This window comes from Cyanobium sp. ULC082, assembly GCF_977927535.1.
Genome location: NZ_OZ376397.1, coordinates 1,232,438 through 1,253,166, shown reverse-complemented (window position 1 = coordinate 1,253,166; position 20,729 = coordinate 1,232,438). Strand labels below are relative to the sequence as shown.

Annotated in this window: 22 protein-coding genes; 8 read left to right on the top strand and 14 right to left on the bottom strand. The window is 69.3% G+C overall.

The features are described 5' to 3' along the window. Positions 1 to 79: 79 nt before the first annotated feature. On the bottom strand, positions 80 to 955 hold the full coding sequence (locus ACXMDY_RS06715) for a 3'-5' exonuclease (protein ID WP_259701523.1): 876 nt from the start codon (positions 953 to 955) through the stop codon (positions 80 to 82). Between the two features lie 72 nt (positions 956 to 1,027). On the opposite strand from ACXMDY_RS06715, the gene ACXMDY_RS06710 reads away from it, so the two are divergent. Both ACXMDY_RS06710 and ACXMDY_RS06705 read left to right on the top strand, forming a co-directional pair. After that, complete coding sequence (locus ACXMDY_RS06710) at positions 1,028 to 1,489, top strand: peroxiredoxin (protein ID WP_259701524.1); 462 nt, start codon at positions 1,028 to 1,030, stop codon at positions 1,487 to 1,489. 21 nt (positions 1,490 to 1,510) lie between these two features. Continuing rightward, on the top strand, positions 1,511 to 2,290 hold the full coding sequence (locus ACXMDY_RS06705) for a DUF1350 family protein (protein WP_259701525.1): 780 nt from the start codon (positions 1,511 to 1,513) through the stop codon (positions 2,288 to 2,290). On the opposite strand, the gene ACXMDY_RS06700 is transcribed toward ACXMDY_RS06705, so the two are convergent. Beyond that, positions 2,239 to 3,201, bottom strand: a complete 963-nt coding sequence (locus tag ACXMDY_RS06700; protein WP_259701526.1) for a hypothetical protein — start codon at positions 3,199 to 3,201, stop codon at positions 2,239 to 2,241. The genes ACXMDY_RS06705 and ACXMDY_RS06700 overlap by 52 nt on opposite strands. Before the next feature lie 5 nt (positions 3,202 to 3,206). Continuing rightward, on the bottom strand, positions 3,207 to 5,171 hold the full coding sequence (acs, locus tag ACXMDY_RS06695) for an acetate--CoA ligase (protein ID WP_259701527.1): 1,965 nt from the start codon (positions 5,169 to 5,171) through the stop codon (positions 3,207 to 3,209). 48 nt (positions 5,172 to 5,219) lie between these two features. Between acs and ACXMDY_RS06690 the strand changes: the two genes are divergently transcribed. Further along, positions 5,220 to 5,870 (top strand): HAD family hydrolase, encoded by a 651-nt coding sequence (locus ACXMDY_RS06690; protein ID WP_259701528.1) that lies wholly within the window; start codon positions 5,220 to 5,222, stop codon positions 5,868 to 5,870. A 13-nt stretch (positions 5,871 to 5,883) separates the two neighbouring features. Here ACXMDY_RS06690 and ACXMDY_RS06685 read toward each other — a convergent pair whose 3' ends face one another. Beyond that, positions 5,884 to 6,117, bottom strand: a complete 234-nt coding sequence (locus ACXMDY_RS06685) for a hypothetical protein (RefSeq protein WP_399235942.1) — start codon at positions 6,115 to 6,117, stop codon at positions 5,884 to 5,886. A gap of 60 nt (positions 6,118 to 6,177) precedes the next feature. Here ACXMDY_RS06685 and ACXMDY_RS06680 point away from each other — a divergent pair, with 60 nt between their 5' ends. Further along, complete coding sequence (locus tag ACXMDY_RS06680) at positions 6,178 to 6,966, top strand: prohibitin family protein (protein ID WP_457767515.1); 789 nt, start codon at positions 6,178 to 6,180, stop codon at positions 6,964 to 6,966. Between the two features lie 15 nt (positions 6,967 to 6,981). Here ACXMDY_RS06680 and ACXMDY_RS06675 read toward each other — a convergent pair whose 3' ends face one another. Continuing rightward, positions 6,982 to 7,356, bottom strand: coding sequence for a hypothetical protein (locus ACXMDY_RS06675; RefSeq protein ID WP_259701530.1), 375 nt, complete (start codon positions 7,354 to 7,356; stop codon positions 6,982 to 6,984). A 41-nt stretch (positions 7,357 to 7,397) separates the two neighbouring features. After that, the gene (locus ACXMDY_RS06670; protein WP_259701531.1) at positions 7,398 to 9,884 is read right to left on the bottom strand and encodes a CPBP family glutamic-type intramembrane protease; all 2,487 of its coding nucleotides are present in this window, start codon (positions 9,882 to 9,884) and stop codon (positions 7,398 to 7,400) included. 131 nt (positions 9,885 to 10,015) lie between these two features. On the opposite strand from ACXMDY_RS06670, the gene ACXMDY_RS06665 reads away from it, so the two are divergent. After that, entirely contained in the window at positions 10,016 to 11,218 is a 1,203-nt protein-coding gene (locus tag ACXMDY_RS06665) for an NAD(P)/FAD-dependent oxidoreductase (RefSeq protein ID WP_259701532.1), read from the top strand. A gap of 24 nt (positions 11,219 to 11,242) precedes the next feature. Here the strand turns inward: ACXMDY_RS06665 and ACXMDY_RS06660 are convergent, their stop codons facing one another. Genes ACXMDY_RS06660 through ACXMDY_RS06650 form a run of 3 tightly spaced genes read right to left on the bottom strand, consistent with a single transcriptional unit; the run spans position 11,243 to position 13,452 of the window. Then, complete coding sequence (locus ACXMDY_RS06660) at positions 11,243 to 12,241, bottom strand: aspartyl protease family protein (RefSeq protein WP_259701533.1); 999 nt, start codon at positions 12,239 to 12,241, stop codon at positions 11,243 to 11,245. A gap of 29 nt (positions 12,242 to 12,270) precedes the next feature. Further along, positions 12,271 to 12,588, bottom strand: coding sequence for a hypothetical protein (locus ACXMDY_RS06655; protein WP_259727965.1), 318 nt, complete (start codon positions 12,586 to 12,588; stop codon positions 12,271 to 12,273). Between the two features lie 39 nt (positions 12,589 to 12,627). Beyond that, entirely contained in the window at positions 12,628 to 13,452 is an 825-nt protein-coding gene (locus ACXMDY_RS06650) for a helix-turn-helix domain-containing protein (protein WP_259701535.1), read from the bottom strand. 89 nt (positions 13,453 to 13,541) lie between these two features. Between ACXMDY_RS06650 and ACXMDY_RS06645 the strand changes: the two genes are divergently transcribed. Continuing rightward, on the top strand, positions 13,542 to 14,015 hold the full coding sequence (locus ACXMDY_RS06645; RefSeq protein ID WP_457767514.1) for a DoxX family membrane protein: 474 nt from the start codon (positions 13,542 to 13,544) through the stop codon (positions 14,013 to 14,015). On the opposite strand, the gene sds is transcribed toward ACXMDY_RS06645, so the two are convergent. From sds to ACXMDY_RS06620, 5 genes are all read right to left on the bottom strand, one after another. Next, positions 13,999 to 14,970: a solanesyl diphosphate synthase gene (gene sds, locus ACXMDY_RS06640; RefSeq protein WP_259701537.1), complete on the bottom strand. Its 972-nt coding sequence runs from the start codon at positions 14,968 to 14,970 to the stop codon at positions 13,999 to 14,001. The two genes, ACXMDY_RS06645 and sds, sit on opposite strands and share 17 nt — an antisense overlap. A 24-nt stretch (positions 14,971 to 14,994) precedes the next feature. Next, positions 14,995 to 15,798, bottom strand: a complete 804-nt coding sequence (gene murI / locus ACXMDY_RS06635; protein ID WP_457767513.1) for a glutamate racemase — start codon at positions 15,796 to 15,798, stop codon at positions 14,995 to 14,997. Positions 15,799 to 15,819: 21 nt separating this feature from the next. Beyond that, entirely contained in the window at positions 15,820 to 16,947 is a 1,128-nt protein-coding gene (locus ACXMDY_RS06630) for an N-acetylmuramoyl-L-alanine amidase (protein ID WP_259701539.1), read from the bottom strand. An 8-nt stretch (positions 16,948 to 16,955) separates the two neighbouring features. Next, positions 16,956 to 17,774: a carbon-nitrogen hydrolase family protein gene (locus ACXMDY_RS06625; RefSeq protein WP_259701540.1), complete on the bottom strand. Its 819-nt coding sequence runs from the start codon at positions 17,772 to 17,774 to the stop codon at positions 16,956 to 16,958. Between the two features lie 71 nt (positions 17,775 to 17,845). Beyond that, on the bottom strand, positions 17,846 to 18,601 hold the full coding sequence (locus tag ACXMDY_RS06620) for a 2-phosphosulfolactate phosphatase family protein (RefSeq protein ID WP_259701618.1): 756 nt from the start codon (positions 18,599 to 18,601) through the stop codon (positions 17,846 to 17,848). A gap of 57 nt (positions 18,602 to 18,658) precedes the next feature. Here ACXMDY_RS06620 and ACXMDY_RS06615 point away from each other — a divergent pair, with 57 nt between their 5' ends. Together ACXMDY_RS06615 and ACXMDY_RS06610 are read left to right on the top strand one after the other, a co-directional pair. After that, the gene (locus ACXMDY_RS06615) at positions 18,659 to 20,221 is read left to right on the top strand and encodes a UbiD family decarboxylase (protein ID WP_259701541.1); all 1,563 of its coding nucleotides are present in this window, start codon (positions 18,659 to 18,661) and stop codon (positions 20,219 to 20,221) included. Further along, on the top strand, positions 20,218 to 20,676 hold the full coding sequence (locus tag ACXMDY_RS06610; protein ID WP_259701542.1) for an RrF2 family transcriptional regulator: 459 nt from the start codon (positions 20,218 to 20,220) through the stop codon (positions 20,674 to 20,676). Before ACXMDY_RS06615 ends, ACXMDY_RS06610 begins: the two co-directional genes overlap by 4 nt. Positions 20,677 to 20,729: the final 53 nt, after the last annotated feature.

The following is a 20,729-nucleotide window of genomic DNA, read 5'->3' as shown; positions in this document are numbered from 1 at the left end:
GAGAGCAGCGGGGCCCATGATTTCAGGTGTGGCCCCCGCTTCGTTCTGCCATCTGGGCGACCGCGTCAGGCATGGCAGATCACGCGCTCAGCTGCTCCAGGCTGACCGGAAAGCCGATTGCGGCGGCCTCGCGGGCACTCAGGCGCCGACTCCAGGCCTTCGGAACCGGGTCGTTCCAGCGAAAACCCGCCTGCCTGGCCCGGTGCCGCTCTTCGTAGGGCAGCCGGGCCCGATAAAGCTGGCGAGGTTCAAGCCCGGCGCAGAGCAGACCCTCGAGATCGTCACAGCGCTCCAGCACCTGGGCCAGGTAGATGCAGTCGGTCAGGGCCCGGTGCGCCGCCCAGACCGGCACGCCGTAGGCCAGGGCCAGATCGCGCACCGAGGGGTTCGCCCGCAGGTTGCGATCCGGCGGCCAGCGCAGGTCCTCCATGCTGCAAAGCCAGGGCTTCTCGATCGCCGGCAGCGGGCCGTGGCCGAACCACTGGCGGTCGAATCCGGCGTTGTGGGCCAGGATCAGGTCGGAGGCGGCCACCAGGGTCTGGAAATAGGCCAGGGCTTCGGGCCAGGGCTGGCTGAGCCGGGTCACCGCCGCGGCGATGCCGTTGACGGTTTCGGCCTCGTTGGTCTGGCAGGGCAGCAGAAAGGAGATCTGGCTGAGCACGGCCCGCTGGGGCACGTCAAACAGCACAGCTCCCACTTCGATGCAGCGGTGCTTCAGCGGATCGAGGCCGGTGGTTTCCGTATCGAGGATCAACAGCCGGGCCGGGGGGGGCGGCTGATGTGATGGGGTGGAGGGAGTGGCGGCCCCATCGGTTGCTTCAACAGCCTTCTCAGCGGTGCCATCGCACAGCTGGGCGGGTGCGACCAGGCTCAGCAGGCTGGTCTGCTGCCAGCGGTTCCGCTCCTCGCCACTGCCTGGTTCCAGCTCCATGCCCGCCTGCTCCGACCTCTCCATGATCCCAGCCGTGCAAGGGGGCGGCGCAAGCCCAGGGGTTTCTAGGCTCGTGTCACAGCGAATGGAGCCTGTTTGGCCAACGCCATCGAACTGGGAGAGCGGGCCCCCCTGATTGCCCTCACCGATCAGAGCGGCGTGGAGCGCCGCAGCGATCAGCTTCAGGGCCAGCCCCTGGTGCTGTTCTTCTACCCCAAGGACGACACTCCCGGCTGCACCGCCGAGGCCTGTGCGTTCCGCGACAACCACGCCGGGCTCGAAGCCCTTGGCGCCCAGGTGTGGGGTGTCAGCGGCGATGACGCCGGCAGCCACAGCCGGTTCGCCTCCCGTCATCAACTTCCCTATCCATTGCTGGTTGACCGCGGCAATGCCCTGCGCCAGGCCTTCGGGGTTCCCAAGGCCCTGGGGCTCCTGCCCGGCCGGGTCACCTACGTGATCGATGGCGATGGGGTGGTGCGGCACATCTTCAGCAACCTGCTCGACGGCGCGGCCCACGCCCGCGAGGCCCTCGCAGCCCTCCGGCGGCTGCCGGCCTGAACGCCGATTCCCCCGATCGCCATGAACCGCTGGCAGCAGCAGGGCAGCCTCTGGACCCTGACCCCGCCCACTGCGGCCGCTTCAGCCATCGGCGTGGTGGAGTTCATCGGTGGCACCGTGCTGGCCGCCACCCCCCAGCTCAGCTACCGCCGCCTGCTGGAGGCGCTGGCGCTGCGGGGTCTGCTGGTGCGGGCCTGGAGCTATGTGCCCGGTTTCGATCACCAGGCCCAGGCCACCGAGGCCTGGCGCTGCTTTCGCGCCGCCCGGGAGAGTGCCGTTGATCAGGCTTCCCTTGCAGGGCAGGCCGGCTCGCGCCCCGTGCTGCGGCTCGGCCACAGCCTGGGCTGCAAGCTGCACCTGCTGGCGCCTGATGGCGGCCGGGGTTGCAGTGGTCTGGCGGCGATGAGCTTCAACAACTTCTCGGCGGATCGCTCCATCCCCCTGCTGGCTGATCTCGCCCCCCGGCTGGGGCTGCGCACCGAGTTCAGTCCCTCGCCGGAGGAAACGCTGCGCTTGGTGGGGCTGCACTACCGCCAGCCCCGCAACCTGCTGATCCGCTTCGGCACCGATGCGCTCGACCAGAGCCGGCGGCTGATCGGCGTGCTGCAGCAGCGCCCGGAGGATGCCTCGCTCCTGCTGGAGCGGCCCGGCGATCACCTCACCCCCGCCAGTGCCGGCCTGCGCCAGAACCTGCTGGGGGCCTGGGCCGATGATCCGGCCCGGCAGCGGCAGATCGACCGACTGGCTGATCAGCTGCTGGATTGGTGGCTGGGCTCGCCCAGCCAGGCGGTTCGCAGCTGAGCCAGTGGCCGGTCCACCCACTCCCAGAAGTCCCAGCCGGGAGCGAACAGATCGATCGGCATGGCCTCCCCCCGTGCCCAGGCCCGCCAGAACGCCACCGGATCCAGCTCACCCCGCGCCGACCTGGCCACCGCATTGAGCGGGATGCCGAGCTGCCAGGAGATGATCGCCGGCAGCACATGGCCGGAGATCGGATGCACCGGGTGCATCGCGGCGGTGAAGGTGGACACCAGGATTTCGCCATGGGGTGTGGTGTCGTACCCGGCAAGCACGTGGCAGGTGTCGTGGGGGGTGGTGAAGCGTTCGTTGAGGGCCGTCGGCTCCCCCGGCATGGCGTAGCCGTTGCGCTGGAAGTGGTCGTGGAAGGCGCGTCCGAGCCGGTCGCTCGGCAGGCTGGCCAGGGCCCGATAACGGGCGGCCAGCTGCGGATCCGCCCCCTCCCCCCCATAGGGCAGCAGCCAGGCCGCCACATCCTGCTCCGGGCGCCATGGCGATCCGGTCAGCGAGCTCATGTTGTCGCGCACCATGTGCGCCACCGCCTCCTGGAGCTGGCCCCGGGCCACGGCGGCGATCTCCTCGATCGAGCTCGACCGGATGCCGAGCGCGGCGGCGTAGGCGAGCACGCGGCTGATCCGGGCCGGATCGAGCTGGTCACCCAGGAAGGCCATCACCGTGAGGAACCGGATCGCCTCCTGACGCAGGGCCCCCGTGCCCAGGGCAGCGGCCAGCTGGGCCGGGCCGGTGGCCGGCAGCTGGTCCAGCCCTTCGTGCTCCGGCAGCTGGAAGATCCAGTGGCCGGCCGCTGCCACCGCTGCCGCGGCGGCCGGCGGCGGCTCACCACCGCCGGCGCCCACATCCGCCATCGCGGCGAGGATGGCGAGGGCTTCGGCCCGGCTGCTGGCGATCCGCATCCCCGTCAGACCCGCAGGGCATCGAGCACGGAGCGGTCTTCCAGGGTGCTGGTGTCGCCGCTCACCTCTTCGCCTGCCGCCAGGGCGCGCAGGATGCGGCGCATGATCTTGCCGCTGCGGGTTTTCGGCAGGGCATCGGTGAAGCGGATCTCGTCGGGACGGGCGATCGGGCCGATCTCAATGCCCACATGCTTCTTCAGGGCGGCGATCAGGGCGTCGTCGCCGCTGGTGCCGGCATCGAGGGTGACGAAGGCCACGATCGCTTCGCCCTTGAGGTCGTCGGGCCGGCCCACCACGGCGGCCTCGGCGACGGCCGGGTGGCTCACCAGGGCGGATTCAATCTCCATGCTGCCGAGTCGGTGGCCCGACACGCTGATCACATCGTCGACCCGGCCCATCACCCAGAAGTAGCCATCGGCATCGCGGCGGGCCCCATCGCCGGCGAAGTAGAGCCAGCTGCCGTTGGCCGGGCGGATTTCCTCCCAGTAGCTCTTGCGGAAGCGCTCCGGATCGCCATGCACGTTGCGCATCATCCCCGGCCAGGGCCGCCGGATGGCGAGGTAGCCCCCCTGGTCGGCGGCCTGGGAGCTGCCGTCATGGTCGACCACGTCGGCGGCGATGCCCGGCAGGGGCAGGGTGGCCGATCCCGGTTTGGTGGGGGTGGCGCCTGGCAGGGGACTGATCATCACGCCGCCGGTTTCGGTCTGCCACCAGGTGTCGACCACCGGGCAGCGGCCAGCGCCGATCACCTCCCGGTACCACATCCAGGCCTCGGGATTGATCGGCTCGCCCACCGTGCCGAGGATGCGCAGCGAGCTCATGTCGTGGTGGTCGGGCACCTCGCGGCCGTTTTTCATGAAGGCCCGGATCGCCGTGGGGGCGGTGTAGAAGATGCTCACCTTGTGCTTCTCGATCACCTCCCAGAAGGCGCCTGGTTTGGAGGCCCGCGGCGCGCCTTCGTACATCACCGTGGTAGCGCCGGCCGAGAGCGGGCCGTACACGATGTAGCTGTGGCCGGTGATCCAGCCGACGTCGGCGGTGCACCAGTGGATGTCGTCTTCACGGATGTCGAAGATCCACTGAAACGTGAGCTGGGCCCAGAGGTTGTAGCCGGCGGTGCTGTGCACCACCCCTTTGGGTTTGCCGGTGGAGCCGGAGGTGTAGAGCACGAACAGGCGGTCTTCGCTGGCCATCGGCTCGGCCTTGTGCTCGGCGCTGGCGGGATCCACCCGCTCGTGCCACCAGTGGTCGCGGCCCGCCGTCATCGCGGTGGGTTCGCCGGTGCGCTTCACCACCAGCACATGCTCCACCGTGGGGCAGCCCTCGGCCAGGGCCTGGTCCACCGCCGGCTTGAGCGCCACCGCCTTGTCTTTGCGGAAGCCCCCATCGGCGGTGATCACCGCCTTGACCTGGCCATCGATCAGCCGATCCCGCAGGGCCTCGGCCGAGAAGCCACCGAACACCACCGAATGGGGCGCGCCGATGCGGGCACAGGCCAGCATGGCGATGGCCGCTTCCGGCACCATCGGCATGTAGAGCGCCACCAGATCGCCTTTGCCGATGCCGAGCTCCTGCAGGGCATTGGCGGCCCTGCAGACCTCGGCGTGCAGCTCGGTGTAGGTGTAGCGGCGCCCGTCACCCGGTTCCCCCTCCCAGATCAGGGCCGTCTTGTGGGCACGTGGACCGTTCAGGTGCCGGTCGAGGCAGTTGTAGGCCACGTTGGTGGTGCCCCCCTCGAACCAGCGGGCAAAGGGAGCCCCACTCCAATCGAGCACGGTGTGGAAGGGCTCGAACCAGTGCAGGCTCTGGCGGGCCTGCTCGCCCCAGAAGCCGTCGGGGTCGGTCTCGGCCTGCTGGGCCAGGGCGCGGTAGGCGTCCAGGCTGCCGATGCGGGCGGTGGCGGCGAGGGCGGCGGGGGGCTCGAACACCCGGTCCTCCTGCAGCACCGATTCGATCGTGTCCTGGCTCATCGCGGCGGCAGGGAGGCGGCCCCCATTGTGGACTGAGAGGATGCCGCCATGACCCGCCCAGCCGCCTGTCTGTTCGATCTCGATGGCCTCCTGCTGGACACCGAGCCTCTGCACGGCCTGGCCTGGCGCCAGGCCGCGGCCCAGTTCGACCTGGCCCTGAATGAGGCCCAGCTGCTGGGGCTGCGGGGTCGGCGGCGGCTCGACAACGCCCACCAGGTGATCGCCTGGATCGAGGCGTCAGGGGCGGCGGGCCCGGGTGTCGACCAGCTGCTGGCGGTTCAGCAACCGATCGCGCGTCGCCTGTTGCCGTCAGCGCCGGCGATGGAGGGGGCGCCCGAGCTGCTGGCCCGGTGCCGCGAGCTGGCGATCCCGATGGCGCTGGTCACCAGCAGCAGCCGTGAGGCCGTTGCCGTGAAGAGTGCTCCCCATCCCTGGCTTGCGTTGCTGGATCTGCGGGTCTACGGCGACGATCCGGGTGTTTCCAGCGGTAAGCCCTCGCCTGACGGCTTTCAGCTGGCCGCCCGCCGGCTTGGCGTCGAACCTGAAGCCTGCTGGGCGTTCGAAGATTCCCACGCCGGCACGGCGGCGGCCCTGGCGGCCGGCTGCAAGGTGCTGGTGCTTCTGCCGGCGGGGGTGGGCAGCGAAAGCTACCCGCCGCAGGTGCGCTGCCTGCGCTCCCTGCTGGAGGTGGAGGTCTGAGGGCCGCTGCCACTCAGGCGGTGAAGCGCTGGTAGAGCCGGTAGCCCAGCCCTCCCCACAGAACCGACCAGACCGTGAAGGTGGCCAGGGTGCCGAGCTGGTTGGTGTCGATCGAATAGACACCGGCGTTGATCAGGCCGGCATCGATCAGGGAGCCGCCGATCCCCCAGCCCAGCACCCAGCTGGCGATGAAGCCGATCGCCTGCAGGTTGCCGGTCATCGTCAGGCTCTGGTGGAGGGCCGCCATTCTCGCCCGGTGCCTAGGGTCGTGCCCACCAAGGCATTCAGATCACCCATGCAAAGCTCGATGCGCCCTGCCGGTGGGGATGGGCCTGGAGCCTCCTTCCAGGTGATCGCGGCGGTGGCGGTGCTGATCCTGCTCACCCAGACGATTTTCATCGTGCCGGCCGGCAACGTGGCGGTGGTCACCACCCTCGGCAAGGTGACCGGCGGCCAGCGCAGCCCCGGGCCGAACATCAAGGCACCGCTGATTCAGGCCACCTCGCTCTTCGATGTGCGCACCCAGGTGCGGCCCGAGCAGTTCTCCACTCTCACCAAGGACCTGCAGGTGATTGAGGCCACGGCCACCGTGAAGTATGCGGTGAAGCCCAGTGAGGCAGCGCGGATCTTCGAGACGATCGCCACCGACAACTCCCAGATCTATGCGCGGATCATTCAGCCGTCACTGCTCAAGGCGCTGAAATCGGTGTTTTCGCAGTATGAACTGGTCACGATCGCCACGGAGTGGAACAGCATCTCAGAGCTGGTCCAGGACAAGGTGGCCGAGGAACTCAAGAAATTCGATTATGTGATCGTGCAGGGCCTCGACCTCACCGGTCTGCAGATTGCCGAGGAGTATCGAGCGGCGATCGAGCAGAAGCAGATCGCCGACCAGCGGCTGCTGCGGGCCCAGACCGAAGTGAAGATCGCCGACCAGGAAGCCCAGCGCTACCAGATCCTCAATTCCAGCCTCGATGACCAGGTGCTCTACAAGCTGTTCCTCGACAAGTGGGACGGCCAGACCTCCGTTGTGCCGGCCCTGCCCGGCACCGCCCCCGGCGGCGGCACGTCGGTGATCGTCAACGGCCGCCGCTGATCGGGGGCGCCTGTTTCAGGCGTCGCTGTGGCAGGCGGGCGTCAGCCCCGGCAGGCTGAACTCCAGGAACCAGAGGAACTCCCGCGAGCGCCAGCCCAGATCGAACGGTGCGGTGGGTACCCACTCACTGGGCTCCAACCCGAAGGTCTCCTCCAGGTAGCCGGGCAAGAGCAGTGCCACCTCCTCCTGTCCCGCTTCGTCCTCCTGAAACAGGCGATCGAGGTAGAGGGCGGCGAAGATGCCGTTCTCCTCGTCCACCACCACCAGCTCGAAGGGGCCGTCGGCGGCAGGCAGGGGTGTCACCTCGAAGTACTCGTCGCGATCGAGCGGATCACTGGGTGCCGCGATCATCAAGGCGGTCAGGGCTTGCTTGAAGCGATCGAGGGCCATGCTCTTGCCACCTGGAACAGCCTGAGTCTCGCGCCGCCGGTTCAACCCAGCTGTCGGCGCCCGCCGAGGGGCCCAAGCCACAGACTCACCGCCAGCCAGTGGACCAGCACCGGCGCCCAAAGCGAGCCCGTGAGGCCATAGGTGAGCACGCAGGCCACCCCCAGCAGGGTGCACTGGACCAGGAAGCGGGGGTCGTTGAACACGGCGCGGCCCCGTGGGTACCAGCTGGCGCCCGCCAGGGGGTGGTAGAGCACGAACAGGCCCACGCTCAGGGCACCCCAGGCCAGGCTGCCGCCAGGGCCGCTGCCTTCGAGGGGGTGGGGCAGGAGGGCTACCCGAAAGACGAGTTCCTCGCTCAGCGAGGGCATCAGCAGCAACCAGGCGCTCTGGCGCAGCAATGGGCCCAGGGGCCGGAACCGCCAGGTTCGTCGCTTCCACCCGTTCGGCAGAAACCCGGAGCGCCGGCCCTGCTCCAGGGCCACACCGGCGTAGGTCAGCAGTACCGCCAGGCTGGCCGCTGAACCGCTGCCTCCCAGGGGGGTGAAGAGGGCATCGCTGAAGCGACGCAGCAGGGTGGACAGCTGGGGCAGCTGGCCCAGCAGCAGGGTGGGGGCCAGGGGCACCAGGCTGGGATCGTCTCCGGGGATCTGGTTGCTGCGCAGGAACCAGAGGCCGGCACCGTTCTGGAGGAACACCCGGGCGGTGTCGTCGTGGGCGCGGCGCGGCAGCATCGAACGCCAGCTCAGCAGGACATCCGCCAGGCTCTGGCCACGCTGGAACAGGGCGGTGGTGGATGGGTCGCCGCCCCCTGCTCCCGTCCCCGGGTTTCCCGCCACCGCCGCGTTCCGCTTCCAGTCGGCCCGCACCATGCCGAAGGGGGTGAGCAGCTGATCGAGGGAGCGGGCCAGCCCGTTGAGTTCGTTGAAGCGAAGCGTGTCCGGGTGGCGAGGATGGTTCTTCAGCCAGCGCACCAGCGCCGGGTCCGACTGCACCCGTTCCCGCAGGCGTCGGATGGAGATGAACAGAGCCTGGCTCGAATCCTGGACGCAGGAGGTGGCCGGGGTCACCGAGGCGAGGCCGGTGCCGTCGCCGCTGCGGTAGCGGGCCATGATCAGCTCCGCCTGCACCGCCAGCTCCCGCAACAGGGAGAGATTGCGGCCGCCCAGCGACAGCTCGGCGAAGAGGGGCTGGTTGATCAGCACATCGGAGAAGGGCCGCAGCCAGATCCAGCCCCGTTGCAGGTCACCGGCATAGGCGCTGGCGTCCTGGGTGCCGGCGACGATCCCGTTCGGATTGTTGGCGTAGATCTGGTGATAGCGGATCTCGAAGCGGGGCTCGCCACTGAATGGGTCCGTCATCACCTCCACCTCGCCGAAGGCGAAATGGCCGGTCACGGTGAACCCGGCCGCGGCTTCGCCCCGGCTGCCGCCGATTCCGCCGAAGGTGTGAATCACCAGGCCATGCTGGCCAAGGCGCCAGGCCTGGTTCCCCCCTGCCGTGGAGACCTGCACCCGCTCGCTTTGGCCACGGCGGCCGGGCACGTCCGACCAGTTGCGATTGAGGATGTAGCGGAGCCCGGCCGCCCGGCCGGCCACGCTGCTGTCGGCATCGGCTTGGGTGAGCCGGCGCGGCAGCAGGGCCTGGGCGGTGAACAGACCCCGGGCATCGGGGGCGCCGTAGAGGTACCAGCCCTGCTCCCCGGTGCTGCTGGCGGCGAGACCGGCCGGGCTGGAGAGGGTTCGGCCATAGCGATCAGGCGGTTGCTGAGGGATCCGCACCGTTTCGATCGCCCCCTCGAAACCGCGGCGGCGGCGGTCGTAGTGCTGCACCAGGAAGCGGTCGTTGGCTTCTGGGCTTCCCGCTTCAGCAGGGGGGGCGGGGCCGAGCAGGCGCACCAGGGCCACATACCGGCCGCTGATCTGGACCGGTGGGCTGCCGATCCGCAGCAGGACGCCGCCGTTCGGCTCCCGGGAGACGGCCACATCCTCCAGGCGTACCTGCAGGTCGTCGTTGGGGCGGGCACCGGCCAGGGACTGCAAGGGCCCGACGGCGCGGCGGCCATCGAGCCGCTCGGGCACCAGGTCGCCGCCGGCGCTGGCCCGGCGGGCGGCAGGGCTGAGGTTCAGGTCGGTGCTCACGGCGCGCACCAGTCCCTTCAGTTCCGGACGGTCCTGCCAGTGAAGCCGCAGCCGCTCCCCCACCAGCTGCTGCCAATCGCTCGGGGCGTGCTCGATTTCGATCCACACCCAGTCAACGGAGCCCTGCGTGGCCGCCTCCGGCAGGATCAGGCGGCCGATCCAGGCGCCATTCGGCCGGTAGAGCGCGGGATCCGGCTGAACGGTGATCGGATAGAAGGCTGGGCGGTTGAACGGAGCCCGCTGGGCCAGCGCGTAGCTGGAGGGCTGGGCAGGTTCCGCAGCCCTGGCCAGCCACGCCGGCGCTCCGATGCCACCGAGGCCGAGGCCGGCCAGCAGCGAAAGCAGCAGGACAAGGCGAACGATGGGACAGGCCGGGCAGATCGACGCCATCGTCCACCATCGGGGCGGTGTCGGCGAGGCTGGCGGCTGCAGGCAGGTTCCGGTAAAGAGGTGGTGCGAACCGGCGTCTCGGCTCGACCCCAGCGCAACCGCTCCAGCCCAGACCCGATAGCAGGAGATCGATGGCGGCCAAGAAACTGCTGGTGCTCGGCGGTGGATTCGCCGGCCTCTGGAGCACACTGGCCGCGGCCCGCCAGCGGGACCTCCTGGGGCTTGCCGCCGAGGCCCTCGAGATCACCCTCGTAAACCGCGATCGCTTTCACGCCATCCGTGTGCGCAACTACGAAGCCGACCTGAGCGCCCTGCGCATTCCCCTGCCCGACCTGCTCGGCCCCGTCGGCATCCGGTTCGTCGAAGCTGATGTGTTGGCCGTGGATGCCACCGCCCGGAGCGTGGCTGTCTCCACACCGGATGGGGCCAGCAGCCTGGCCTACGACCGTCTCGTCTTTGCCCTGGGCAGTGAACTGCGGCGACCGGCCATTCCCGGTCTGGCCGAGCATGGTTTCGATGTGGATACCTGGAACGGCGCCAGCCGACTGCAGCAGCATCTTCAGGGGCTGGCCGGCCGGCCTGATTTTCCAGGGCGCTCCACCGTCGTCGTGGTCGGCGCCGGCCTGACCGGCATCGAAGTGGCGAGCGAACTGCCGTCAAGGCTTGAATCTGGACGCGTCGTGCTGGTCGATCACAGCCCCAGGGTCGGCTCGGCCATGGGCGAATCCGCCCAGCCGGTGATCGAGGCGGCCCTCGCTGCGCTGGGCATCGAAACCCGCCTGGGCGCAGGCGTCGCGGCGATCACCCCGGCCGGGGTGACCTTCAGCTCCGGCGAAGCGATCGATGCCGCCACCGTGGTGTGGTGCGCCGGAATGCAGGCCAGCCCGCTGACCGGGCAGCTGCCGCTGGAGCGCGACCGGCTCGGGCGTCTTCCCGTGGACGGCTGCCTGCGGGTTCAGGGCGTCGAGGCCCTGTTTGCGGCGGGAGATTGCGCCTCGGTTCCGATCGACGCCGGCCACAGCTCGGTGATGTCCTGTCAGCACAGCCGCCCGATGGGACGCTTCGCCGGCCACAACGCGGTCTGCGATCTCTTCGGTCAACCGCTGCTGCCGTTGCAGCTGGCCGACTACGTGACGGTTCTGGACCTCGGAGCCTGGGGGGCCCTCTACACCGAAGGCTGGGAGCGGCGGCTCGTTTCGAGCGGGGCGGCGGCAAAGCAGACCAAGCAGTTGATCAACCGCCAACGGATCGTTCCTCCTCTCTCCGGGGATCCGGCCGCGCTGCTCGCGGCTGCCGCACCGGTGACTCAGGCCCCGCCGCCCAACCTCGGCTGACTGCCCTGGTCAGGCAGCAGGGCTTCACCAGAGGCTGAGCACGGGCGGCATCTGCTCAAGCCGCCAGAGCTGGATGCGATCCCTCAGCAGCTCCTGCCCGACGATCGCCTCCACCCCCAGGGCGGCGAACACCGGGTTGCGGGTCACGATCGCCTCGAGCGGCGCGAACGGCGCCTGGGGGGCGGCGCCGGGCGGGCCAGGTTCCAGCCGCAGGCCGGCCAGGCGGACCAGGCTGGCCGGTTGTTCCCCGCAGAACCCGCTCAGACGCACCGCTTGGACGCTGCCGAGAGGTTGGAGTCGGGCTGCCAGCTCAGGGGTCACGAACAGGCCCTCAGCGCCGGTGTCGGCCAGGGCGGGGAGTGGACCGCTGGCGCCCCAGAGCACCAGCAGCGGTACCCCTTTCTCCCAGCGCAGCGGCAGCTCGAGCGGGGCGCGGGCTCTGGCCTTCCGCTCCGCTGCCCGCAGTGCCGCCCCGCCGAGGCTGAGCTGGTTGGTGGTGGGATCGATCCAGAGGGGAAGCTGGCGGAGCAGGGGCGCTCCGAGCACCCCATCGATTCCGGCTGGCAGCCCCGGCACCGCCAACACCAGGGCATCGCTGCCTCTGATCTGCAGCTGACCGCCCTGGCCGTCCAGCCGCAGCAGGGGCAACCGGGCACGGCGGGGTTGGAGCTCGGCGCAGTCGGCACCGGCCCCTGCCAGGCCGAAGGCTTCAGGTGGCACCAGCTGGGAACGCAGGCCGAGCCGCTTGGCCAGGTCCGGGCTGACCAGGGTCGAGGAGGCACCGGTATCGACCAGAAGTGCCACCATCGCGCCCCGTTCGGTGCGAAACCGCAGCACCGGTGCGTCTCCGCCTTCGGCCCTCTCAAGCGGTACCGAAACCTGGCCCGTGACGATGCCACCGGCCAGGGGAATACCCCTGACCTGGATCAGGGCCGCCGCTGCCGGCAAGCTGCTGGCTGGAAGCAGCAGCAACAGCGCCACAGACCAGCCCTGAGCCGTGGGGCCGCAGCTGGTGCCGTTCATGGATCTGTGCCGTTCATGGAACCTGGCTCCTACGGGGCGCTGGGGGCGGCAGCCGGTGCCGTTGCTGGAGCCTGGGCAGGTGCTGGAGTCGATGTGTAGGTCACCGTGCAGCGATAGCGGGTGTTGCCCATGCCGACCGAGAACGATTCGCAACTCGTTCCGCTCACCGTGGCCCCCTGTGGCACCTGTTGCAGCGCTCTCTCCCGGGCGTTGCTTTCGTCCCAGATCGATTCAGCGGTGGAGGATTCGGCCCAGCTGGCGAGTGGAGCGGCCAGCAGGATTCCGCTGATCAGGAGCAGGGATCGAAGCCGGGCAACCAGGGTGGAGAGGGCGATCTGAAACACCATGCGACCTGCTTCCAATCACTCCATCCTATGGAGCTGGAATCAGCGGGTCGGGCCGAAGCGCAGCCAGCTCACCTGATCGATCCTGCCGAGCGGCCTTGCTGGGGCCTGGCCGACCTGCACCTGCACCAGATCCGGCCGGCCGGCGATCACCTTCACTCCGGATCCCAGCGGGAATTGCCTGGATCCGTTCAGGGTGCCCCTGAAAAGCGACTGGCCAGCAAGATCCCTCACCTCCAGCCAGCTGGGCTCGGCGCTGCTCAGGCTGATCTGGCCCGCTGCCGTGGTCTGAACGTTTTCAGCGCTTGCTCTGGGAGTGGGGCTGGCGGCCACCAGGGCCTGCCCAGCCGCCTCCTGCCGGTTGGGCGTGGGAGTCGTTTGGTGACGCGCCCGATCGTTCAGGGTGAAGCCGAGCACCGCAGCCGCCCCACAGGCGATCGCCACTCCGATCATCCGTCTGTTCAGCGGGTGGCTGCGTTCGGTGGTGTGGCTGAAGAGCCGCTTCGCTCCGGTCTTGTGTCTGCCAGGGGGCTCGGGCTGATGGGTGAGGGGATGCAGCAGCTGCGGATGCCTGGAGCTGCTGATCACCGCTTCGAGCCCCTGGATCCGGCCGTCATCGCCGAGGCCGAGGGCCAGCCCAACCCGGCGGGCCTGGGCGATCACATAGACGGGCTCCGGCAGACGGCTGCGATCACCGGCTTCAAGCGCTTCGAGCTGCTCGATCGGAAAGAACAGCCTGGTGGCCAGCTCAGGTAGATCAATGGATCTGGCTTCACGCTGCTGCCTGAGGCCGGCTCCCAGCGTCGTGAGGGCTTTCTGGTACGGGGTGTCCTGCTCAGGCCCCGATACGGCGTGCTGCTGTCCCATCGGATCGTGATCGGCGAGCCGAGGGTATTCGATTTTCTCGCCTGAGTCCCTGCCCATGGGCACACAAACGGAGCCCGGCGATCACGGCCTTGTCCAGGGCGGTGCTGCCACCAGTGGGTGAGCTGGGCCACAGACTGGCCCTGTCCATCCTCCTGGTGATCCGCCTCGCTCCGATGATCGTTCCCAATCGGTTGATTGATGGCCTGGCCCGCACCATGCTCGGTCTGGTCTTTCTGCATGCGCTGTTCGGCAAGCTGACTGGTTTCAGCGCCGTCGCCGCCAGGATCAGCGTCAAGGGTCTGCCTTTCGCCCCACTGCTGCTGGCCGCGGCCATGCTGCTGCTGGCGGTCGGCGCCCTGCTGCTGATCAGTGTGTGGCAGAGCCGGCTGGGTGCCTTGCTGCTGCTGATTTTCCTGATCCCCACAAGCCTGATCTTCCACGGTGAGATCACCGATCCGGGCGAGCGGATTCAGCTGCTCAAGAACGTGGCGATCATCGGGGGCCTGCTGCTGGTGGCCAACCAGCCCGCAGCTGAGGGCCAGGCCCTCAGGACAGGCGGCTGAGCACAAATTCAGGCAGGGCCAGCAAGGCGGAGCAGGCTTCTGATGGAGGAAGCCATTGAAGCGAGAGCCGCGCTTCCCGTGCGAAACCCTCGGCCAGCGCCCTGGAGCGGGGAATGGCCTCGCAGCCGCGCACCATGGCGAGGGCGTTGTCGAGGTCGTCGGCTTCACAGAATTCTCTCTCGACCAGGCCAGCCAGGGCGGGGCGTTCCTCCAGGGCGAACAGGGCGGGAGCGGTGAGGTAACCGGCCGCCAGGTCGCTGGCGGCCGGTTTGCCGAGCTGCAGGTCGCTGCCGGTGAAATCAAGAATGTCGTCGACGACCTGGAAGGCCAGTCCGAGCTGCCGACCGAAGCGGTAGAGCTGGTCGAGTTCAGGAGTGGCCAGCCCACTGAGAACGCCTGCCGCCTTGGCGCTGTTGGCGATCAGGGAGGCCGTTTTGCAGTAGCTCTTGCCCAGATAGGTTTCGAAGCTCTGGCCGGTGTCATAGCGGTAGAGCCCCTGCCGCACTTCCCCGTCGGCCAGATCCATGATCACCCTGGAGAGCAGCTTCACCACCTCCAGATCGTCCAGGTTGGCGAGGTGCCAGCTGGCCTGGGCGAACAGAAAATCTCCGGCCAGCACAGCCAGGCGATTGTTGAAACGGCTGTGGACCGTGTCCACCCCGCGCCGGGTGGAGGCCTCATCCACCACGTCGTCGTGAACAAGCGAGGCGGTGTGGATCATTTCGGTGATCTCGGCCAGGCGCCGGTGGCGCGAACCGAGTTCCCCCTCCTCGGAGAGAGCCCTTGAGAGCAGCAACACGATGCCGGGCCGGATCCGCTTGCCGCCGGCGCTGAACAGGTGTTCGGCTGCGGCCTGCAGGATCGGATGGCCGGCACCGATCAGGTTGCGCAGATCGCTGAGCAGCGTTTCCAGATCGTTCTCGACCGGCTGGAGCAAGTCAGCAACCGTCGCCATGTCCACCGCACTGCCTCAAGGATCCTAGGAGGAGCGGCCGGCCCCATGCAGGTTCACCTGCTCCACCGCGGGCTGCCAGCCCAGCCAGGGGGTGGCAGCCTCGGCAAAGGAACGGGGATCGCCGGTGACGCAGAAGCGGCCGTTGCTCGCCAGGGACCGGGGTTGCTCAAGTCCACAGCTCGTGACCGGTGCTGCCGGCGTCTGCTGCAGCAGGCTGCCAAGCCTCTCCACCGTTGCCACAGCAGGATCCACCAGGCTCACCCCGGCCGGCAGCAACTCCAGCAGCAGGTCCTGCAGCAGCGGGTAATGGGTGCAACCCAGCACGATGGTCTGGACGCGGGCGATCAGCAGCGGCTCCAGGTAGAGGAGGGCGGCCTGGCGCAGACGATCGTCATCGAGCTTGCCCGCCTCGATCAGCGGGACGAAGGCGGGGCAACCCACCTCCACCACCAGGGTGCCGGGATGGCCGGCGCGGAGGGCATGGCCGTAGGCACCGCTGGCGGCGGTGGCGGGGGTGGCCAGCACCCCGACCCGATCGGCACGCAGCTGGGCGGCCACGCTGTCGATCAGGCCCAGCACCGGAACGCCGGCCTCCGCCTCGAACACGTCGAAAGCCAGGGCATTGGTGGTGTTGCAGGCCATCACGACCAGATCCACCCGCTGAGATCGGAACCAGCCGATCAGCTCCCTGGCGATCGTGCGGATCTCAGTCGCCGAGCGTTGGCCGTAGGGAACCCGGGCCGTGTCACCCAGGTAGAGAAATGGCTGGTGGGGGTGGCGTTCCAGCACCTGGCGCAGCACGGTCAGGCCGCCGAGGCCGCTGTCCATCAGGCCGATCCGCCCCTGCATTCAGCCCCCCCGCAGGTAGTTGAGGATGCCGCGGGCGATGGCCAGGGCCAGCTGCTGGCGGTGGGCGGCGGCGGCCAGCCTGGGGGAGTCGAGATCGCCGGTCACGAAGCCGGTTTCGACCAGGGCCGCCGGCATCACCGTGCGGCGGATCACGAAGAAGCGGCCGGGTTTGACGCCCCGGTCCGGGCTGCCGGGAGAGACCGCCAGCACCTCCGCCTGGACTGCACTGGCCAGGGCCCTGGAGAGGGAGCTCTGGAAATAGAAGGTTTCAATGCCGTTCACATCCGGCCGACTCATGTTCAGGGCATTGGCATGGATGCTCAGGAAGGCATCGGCACCGCTGCTGTTGGCCAGCGAAACCCGCGGGGGCAGATCCACGTCCACCTCGGTGGTCCGGGTCAGCAGCACCTGCACGCCACGGTCCTGCAGCAGCCTGGCCGCCTGCAGGCTCACGTCCAGCACCACGTCGGTTTCGCGCAGGCCGCCGATCCCGACGGCGCCAGGGTCGGGGCCGCCGTGGCCGGGATCGATCACCACCTTGAAGCGTCCCCTTGGCACGGAAGGCAGGCCACCGGCGCTGAGGGGGTTGCCGCTGCCCCCTTGAAACGCAGAAGGGGAGGGTTCGGCCCGCCACGGCGAAGGACGGGGCCGCCAGGCCACCGCAGCGGCATCCACATCCCCTTCTCCCGTTGGCTCGATGTCGCCTGAACGGAGCCCGCTCACCTCCAGTCGCCAGCGATCCCGGGCTGTCCCCACCAGTCGCATCGCGCTGGGATCAAGCTGGGTACCGGGGGCGAATTCGAGCACAAGCCGGGTGGTGGCTCCATCGGGCCTGCCGATGCGGACCTCCCGCAGCAGGCCACTGCCGCGCAGGCTGCGGGTGCGCTGGGGGGCACCGGGAAGATCGATCCAGATCCGGGGCCCCTGGCCGCCCTGGCCCGCTTCATAGAACGCCTGCAGGCTGATGGATGGGGTGGTGCGCAGTTCCAGAACGCCATCGCGGCTGATCCGCCAGGCGGCCAGGGCGCTGGCCGCCTGGGCAGGCAGGGCGCTCAGCAGCATCGCCAGGCTGGCGACGCCACCGATCAGTCCGCTGCGCAGCGGCCCCAGCAGTGGTGGGCAGGGCATCCCCAGGATCAGAACAGCGATGGACGGCGGTGCTTGAGGCTGGGCATCTGGGTCCGGACCCGTTGACCATGGCTGGAGTCGACCGGTGCCACCGCCAGTCCAGTGGCCACGCCGGCATCGGCCAGCACCGTTCCCCAGGGATCGATCACCAGGGCATGGCCATGGCTCTGCCGGCGCCCATAGTGCAGTCCGGTCTGGGCCGGCGCCAGCACGTAGGCGGTGTTCTCGATCGCGCGGGCCCGGAGCAGCACCTGCCAGTGGTCCTTGCCGGTGAAGGCCGTGAAGGCGGCAGGAATCATGATCAACTCGGCTCCCGCCCCGGCCAGATGGCGGTAGAGCTCCGGGAAGCGCACGTCGTAACAGATCGACAGGCCGACGCGGCAGAGGCCCGGCACATCCACCACCGGTGGGAGGGCCATGCCCGGCTGCACCGTTTCCGACTCCCGGAAGGTGTTGCCGTCGGGCAGGTCCACATCGAAGAGATGGATCTTGTCGTAGCGGGCCAGCAGCTGGCCGTCCTTGCCGACCAGTTCGGCGCGGTTGAAGGTGACCTTCTCGCCGGCGGGGACTGGAAAGCCGCCCCCCAGCAGGGTGACCTGGTAGCGCCGCGCCATCGTGACCAGGAAGCGGCTGCAGCGCTCCGCCAGGGTCGGGGCCAGCTCAAGCCGCCGCTCGTCGTCGCCCATGAAGGCGAAGTTCTCCGGCAGCCCCACCAGCTCGGCCCCCCGCCGGGCCGCCAGTTCGATCAGCTCTTCGGCGGCGGCGAAATTGGCCTCCGGGTCCGGTGTGCTGGTCATCTGCAGAGCGGCTGCAAGGAAGCTCGGCACCGGAAACGGCTGAAAGGACGGCGGAACTGTAGGGGAGCCCGATGGCACCCTCCCTGGCTGCGCGCAGGCGATCAGCTCGCCCTGAGCACGCCCGGCTCGGTCTGGAGCGGCACGACCCGGAGGCTGTCCACGGCGGCGCAGCATTGGAAGTCGGCGTCATGGTCGCCCAGGCCGATCAACCGCTGACCATGGCTGGCTGTTCGCAGGCAGGCTTCGGGATCCTGCTTCCACTGCTCCCAGAGGGCCAGGGCGGCCACCATTTCATCGTTGCCGGGCCGAACGGTTGGCTGGCTGGATCCCCCTAGCTCGTTCACCGCCGCCGCCACCGCGCCAGCCGCCAGGGTGTCTTCCAGCGAATAGGAGCCTTCCCAGCCACTGCCCACGATCCACACCTGCCGGCAGTTCTTCTCCAGCAACCGTTCGGCCACCGCCAGGCGGTTGGGCAGGCAGGCGGTCAGCAGCAGGGGCACGTCGCGCACCTTGTCGAGTGAGCGGGTGCCGTTGGTGGTGCTCAGGAAGATGCGCTTGCCCGCCACCCGCTCCGGCGTGACCGCCAGGGGCGAATTGCCCAGATCGAAGCCTGCCACCATCGCTCCGCCCCGTTCGCCGGCCCGCAGCCGATGTTCGGCTGGCCAGGCGGCCGCCGCCGTTTCCAGGCTGGGCAGGTCGGCAAAGGCCTGGATCGCCTCTGCCCCGTTCTGCAGCGCCCAGGCGATCGTGGTGGTGGCGCGCAGCACGTCGATCACCACGGCCGCATCCGGGCCCGCCGCTGCTCCCGGGCCGCGTTCGGGCACGTCTTCAGAGGTGTGGAAGGTATGGATCAGCACGGCGCAGGGCACGGGTCGCGTGCGTCACAGTAGGCAGCGACGCTCAGGACCCACTCGATGCCGGCCACGCTGCCGCGGAGCTCCACCCGCGATCTCCGCGGCTTTCTTGCCCTTCTCGAGGAACGCGGCCAGCTGCGGCGGATCACCGCCCCCGTCGACCCCGACCAGGAACTCGCCGCCATCGCCGACCGGGTGCTGGCCCGCGGTGGCCCCGGCCTGCTGTTCGAGAACGTGATCGGCAGCCCGATGCCCGTGGCGGTGAACCTGCTCGGCACCGTGCAGCGGGTGGTGTGGAGCATGGGCCTGGAGCGGGCTGAAGAACTGGAGGATCTCGGCGCGCGGCTGGCCCTGCTGCAGCAGCCCCGGCCGCCGAAGGGGCTGCGCGAGGCGGTGCGTTTCGGCGGGGTGCTCTGGGATGTGGTGAAAGCCCGCCCCGACCTCGACCTGCTGCCCCCCTGCCACCAGCAGGTGTTCAAGGGCGATCAGGTGAACCTCGACAGCCTGCCGCTGCTGCGCCCCTGGCCCGGCGATGCCGGCGGGGTGATCACGCTCGGCCTGGTGATCACCAAAGACCCGGAAACCGGCGTGCCCAACGTGGGCGTCTACCGGCTGCAACGGCAGTCGGTGAACACGATGACCGTGCACTGGCTGAGTGTGCGCGGTGGCGCCCGCCACCTGCGCAAGGCGGCCGCCATGGGCAAGCCGCTGGAGGTGGCGGTGGCGATCGGCGTGCATCCGCTGCTGGTGATGGCGGCCGCCACACCGATCCCGGTGCAGCTCAGTGAGTGGCTGTTCGCCGGCATCTACGCCGGCGAGGGGGTGCGGCTGGCCCGATGCAAGACCGTGGATCTGGAGGTGCCCAGCCACAGCGAGGTGGTGCTGGAGGGCACGATCACCCCCGGCGAGGAGCTTCCCGATGGCCCCTTCGGCGATCACATGGGCTTCTACGGCGGCGTGGAAGCCTCGCCGCTGGTGCGCTTCCAGTGCATGACCCAGCGCAGGAACCCCGTGTTTCTCACCACCTTCAGCGGCCGCCCGCCGAAGGAGGAGGCGATGCTGGCGATCGCGCTCAACCGCATCTACACGCCGATCCTGCGGCAGCAGGTGCCCGAGATCATCGATTTCTTCCTGCCGATGGAAGGGCTCAGCTACAAGCTGGCCGTGCTCTCGATCGACAAGGCCTATCCCGGCCAGGCCAAGCGGGCGGCGATGGCCTTCTGGACGGTGCTGCCCCAGTTCACCTACACCAAGTTCGTGGTGGTGGTCGACAAGTCGATCAACATCCGCGACCCACGCCAGGTGATCTGGGCGATCAGCGCCCAGGTGGACCCCCAGCGGGATCTGTTCGTGCTCGAAGACACCCCGTTCGACACGCTGGATTTCGCCAGCGAACGGCTGGGGCTGGGCGGACGCCTGGCGATCGATGCCACCACCAAGATCGGGCCGGAGAAACGGCACGAGTGGGGCGAACCGCTGGGCCGGCCGGCGGCGATCGAAGACCGGCTCGATGCCCGCTGGCCGGAGCTGGGTCTGGCTGACATCGACGCCTCCGAACCGGATCCCACCCTGTTCGGCTACACCCTGGAGCATGTGCTGGAGCGGCTGGCGGCGCGGCGTTGATCAAGCGCCGCGGCCTGCAGGCGCTCAAGGCGCTGCTGGAGCTCGCCAAGCAGCCTGGCAGCTGGTGTTCGGTGACCCAGATCGCCGCCGCCCAGTCGATCCCGGCGCCGATGCTGGAGCAGGTGTTGCTGCAGCTGCGGCGGGCCGATCTGGTGGAGGCGCGCCGGGGGCGCAGCGGTGGCTACCGGTTGCGGCGCCCGCCGGCGGCGATCCCCGTCGCTGAGGTGCTGCAGGCCGTGCGGGCCGATCCGGCGCTGGGGCCGGCGCTGGGGCCCGCGGTGGTCATGGCGAGCGACCCTTCGCTGGCAGGTGAGCAGGTGGCCCAGGCCCTGGTGCGGCGCCTGCAACGGGCGCTGGAGCGGGAACTGGCCCTGCTCACGCTCGAAGAACTGCTCTTCGATCTGCGCAGCTGGCAGGAATGCCTCAGCGAAGATGGCGGCCTGATGGTGGGGTAACCCACAGAGCGGCCTGCGGAAACGCCGGTCGCGGCCAGGATGGCCTGGTGTTG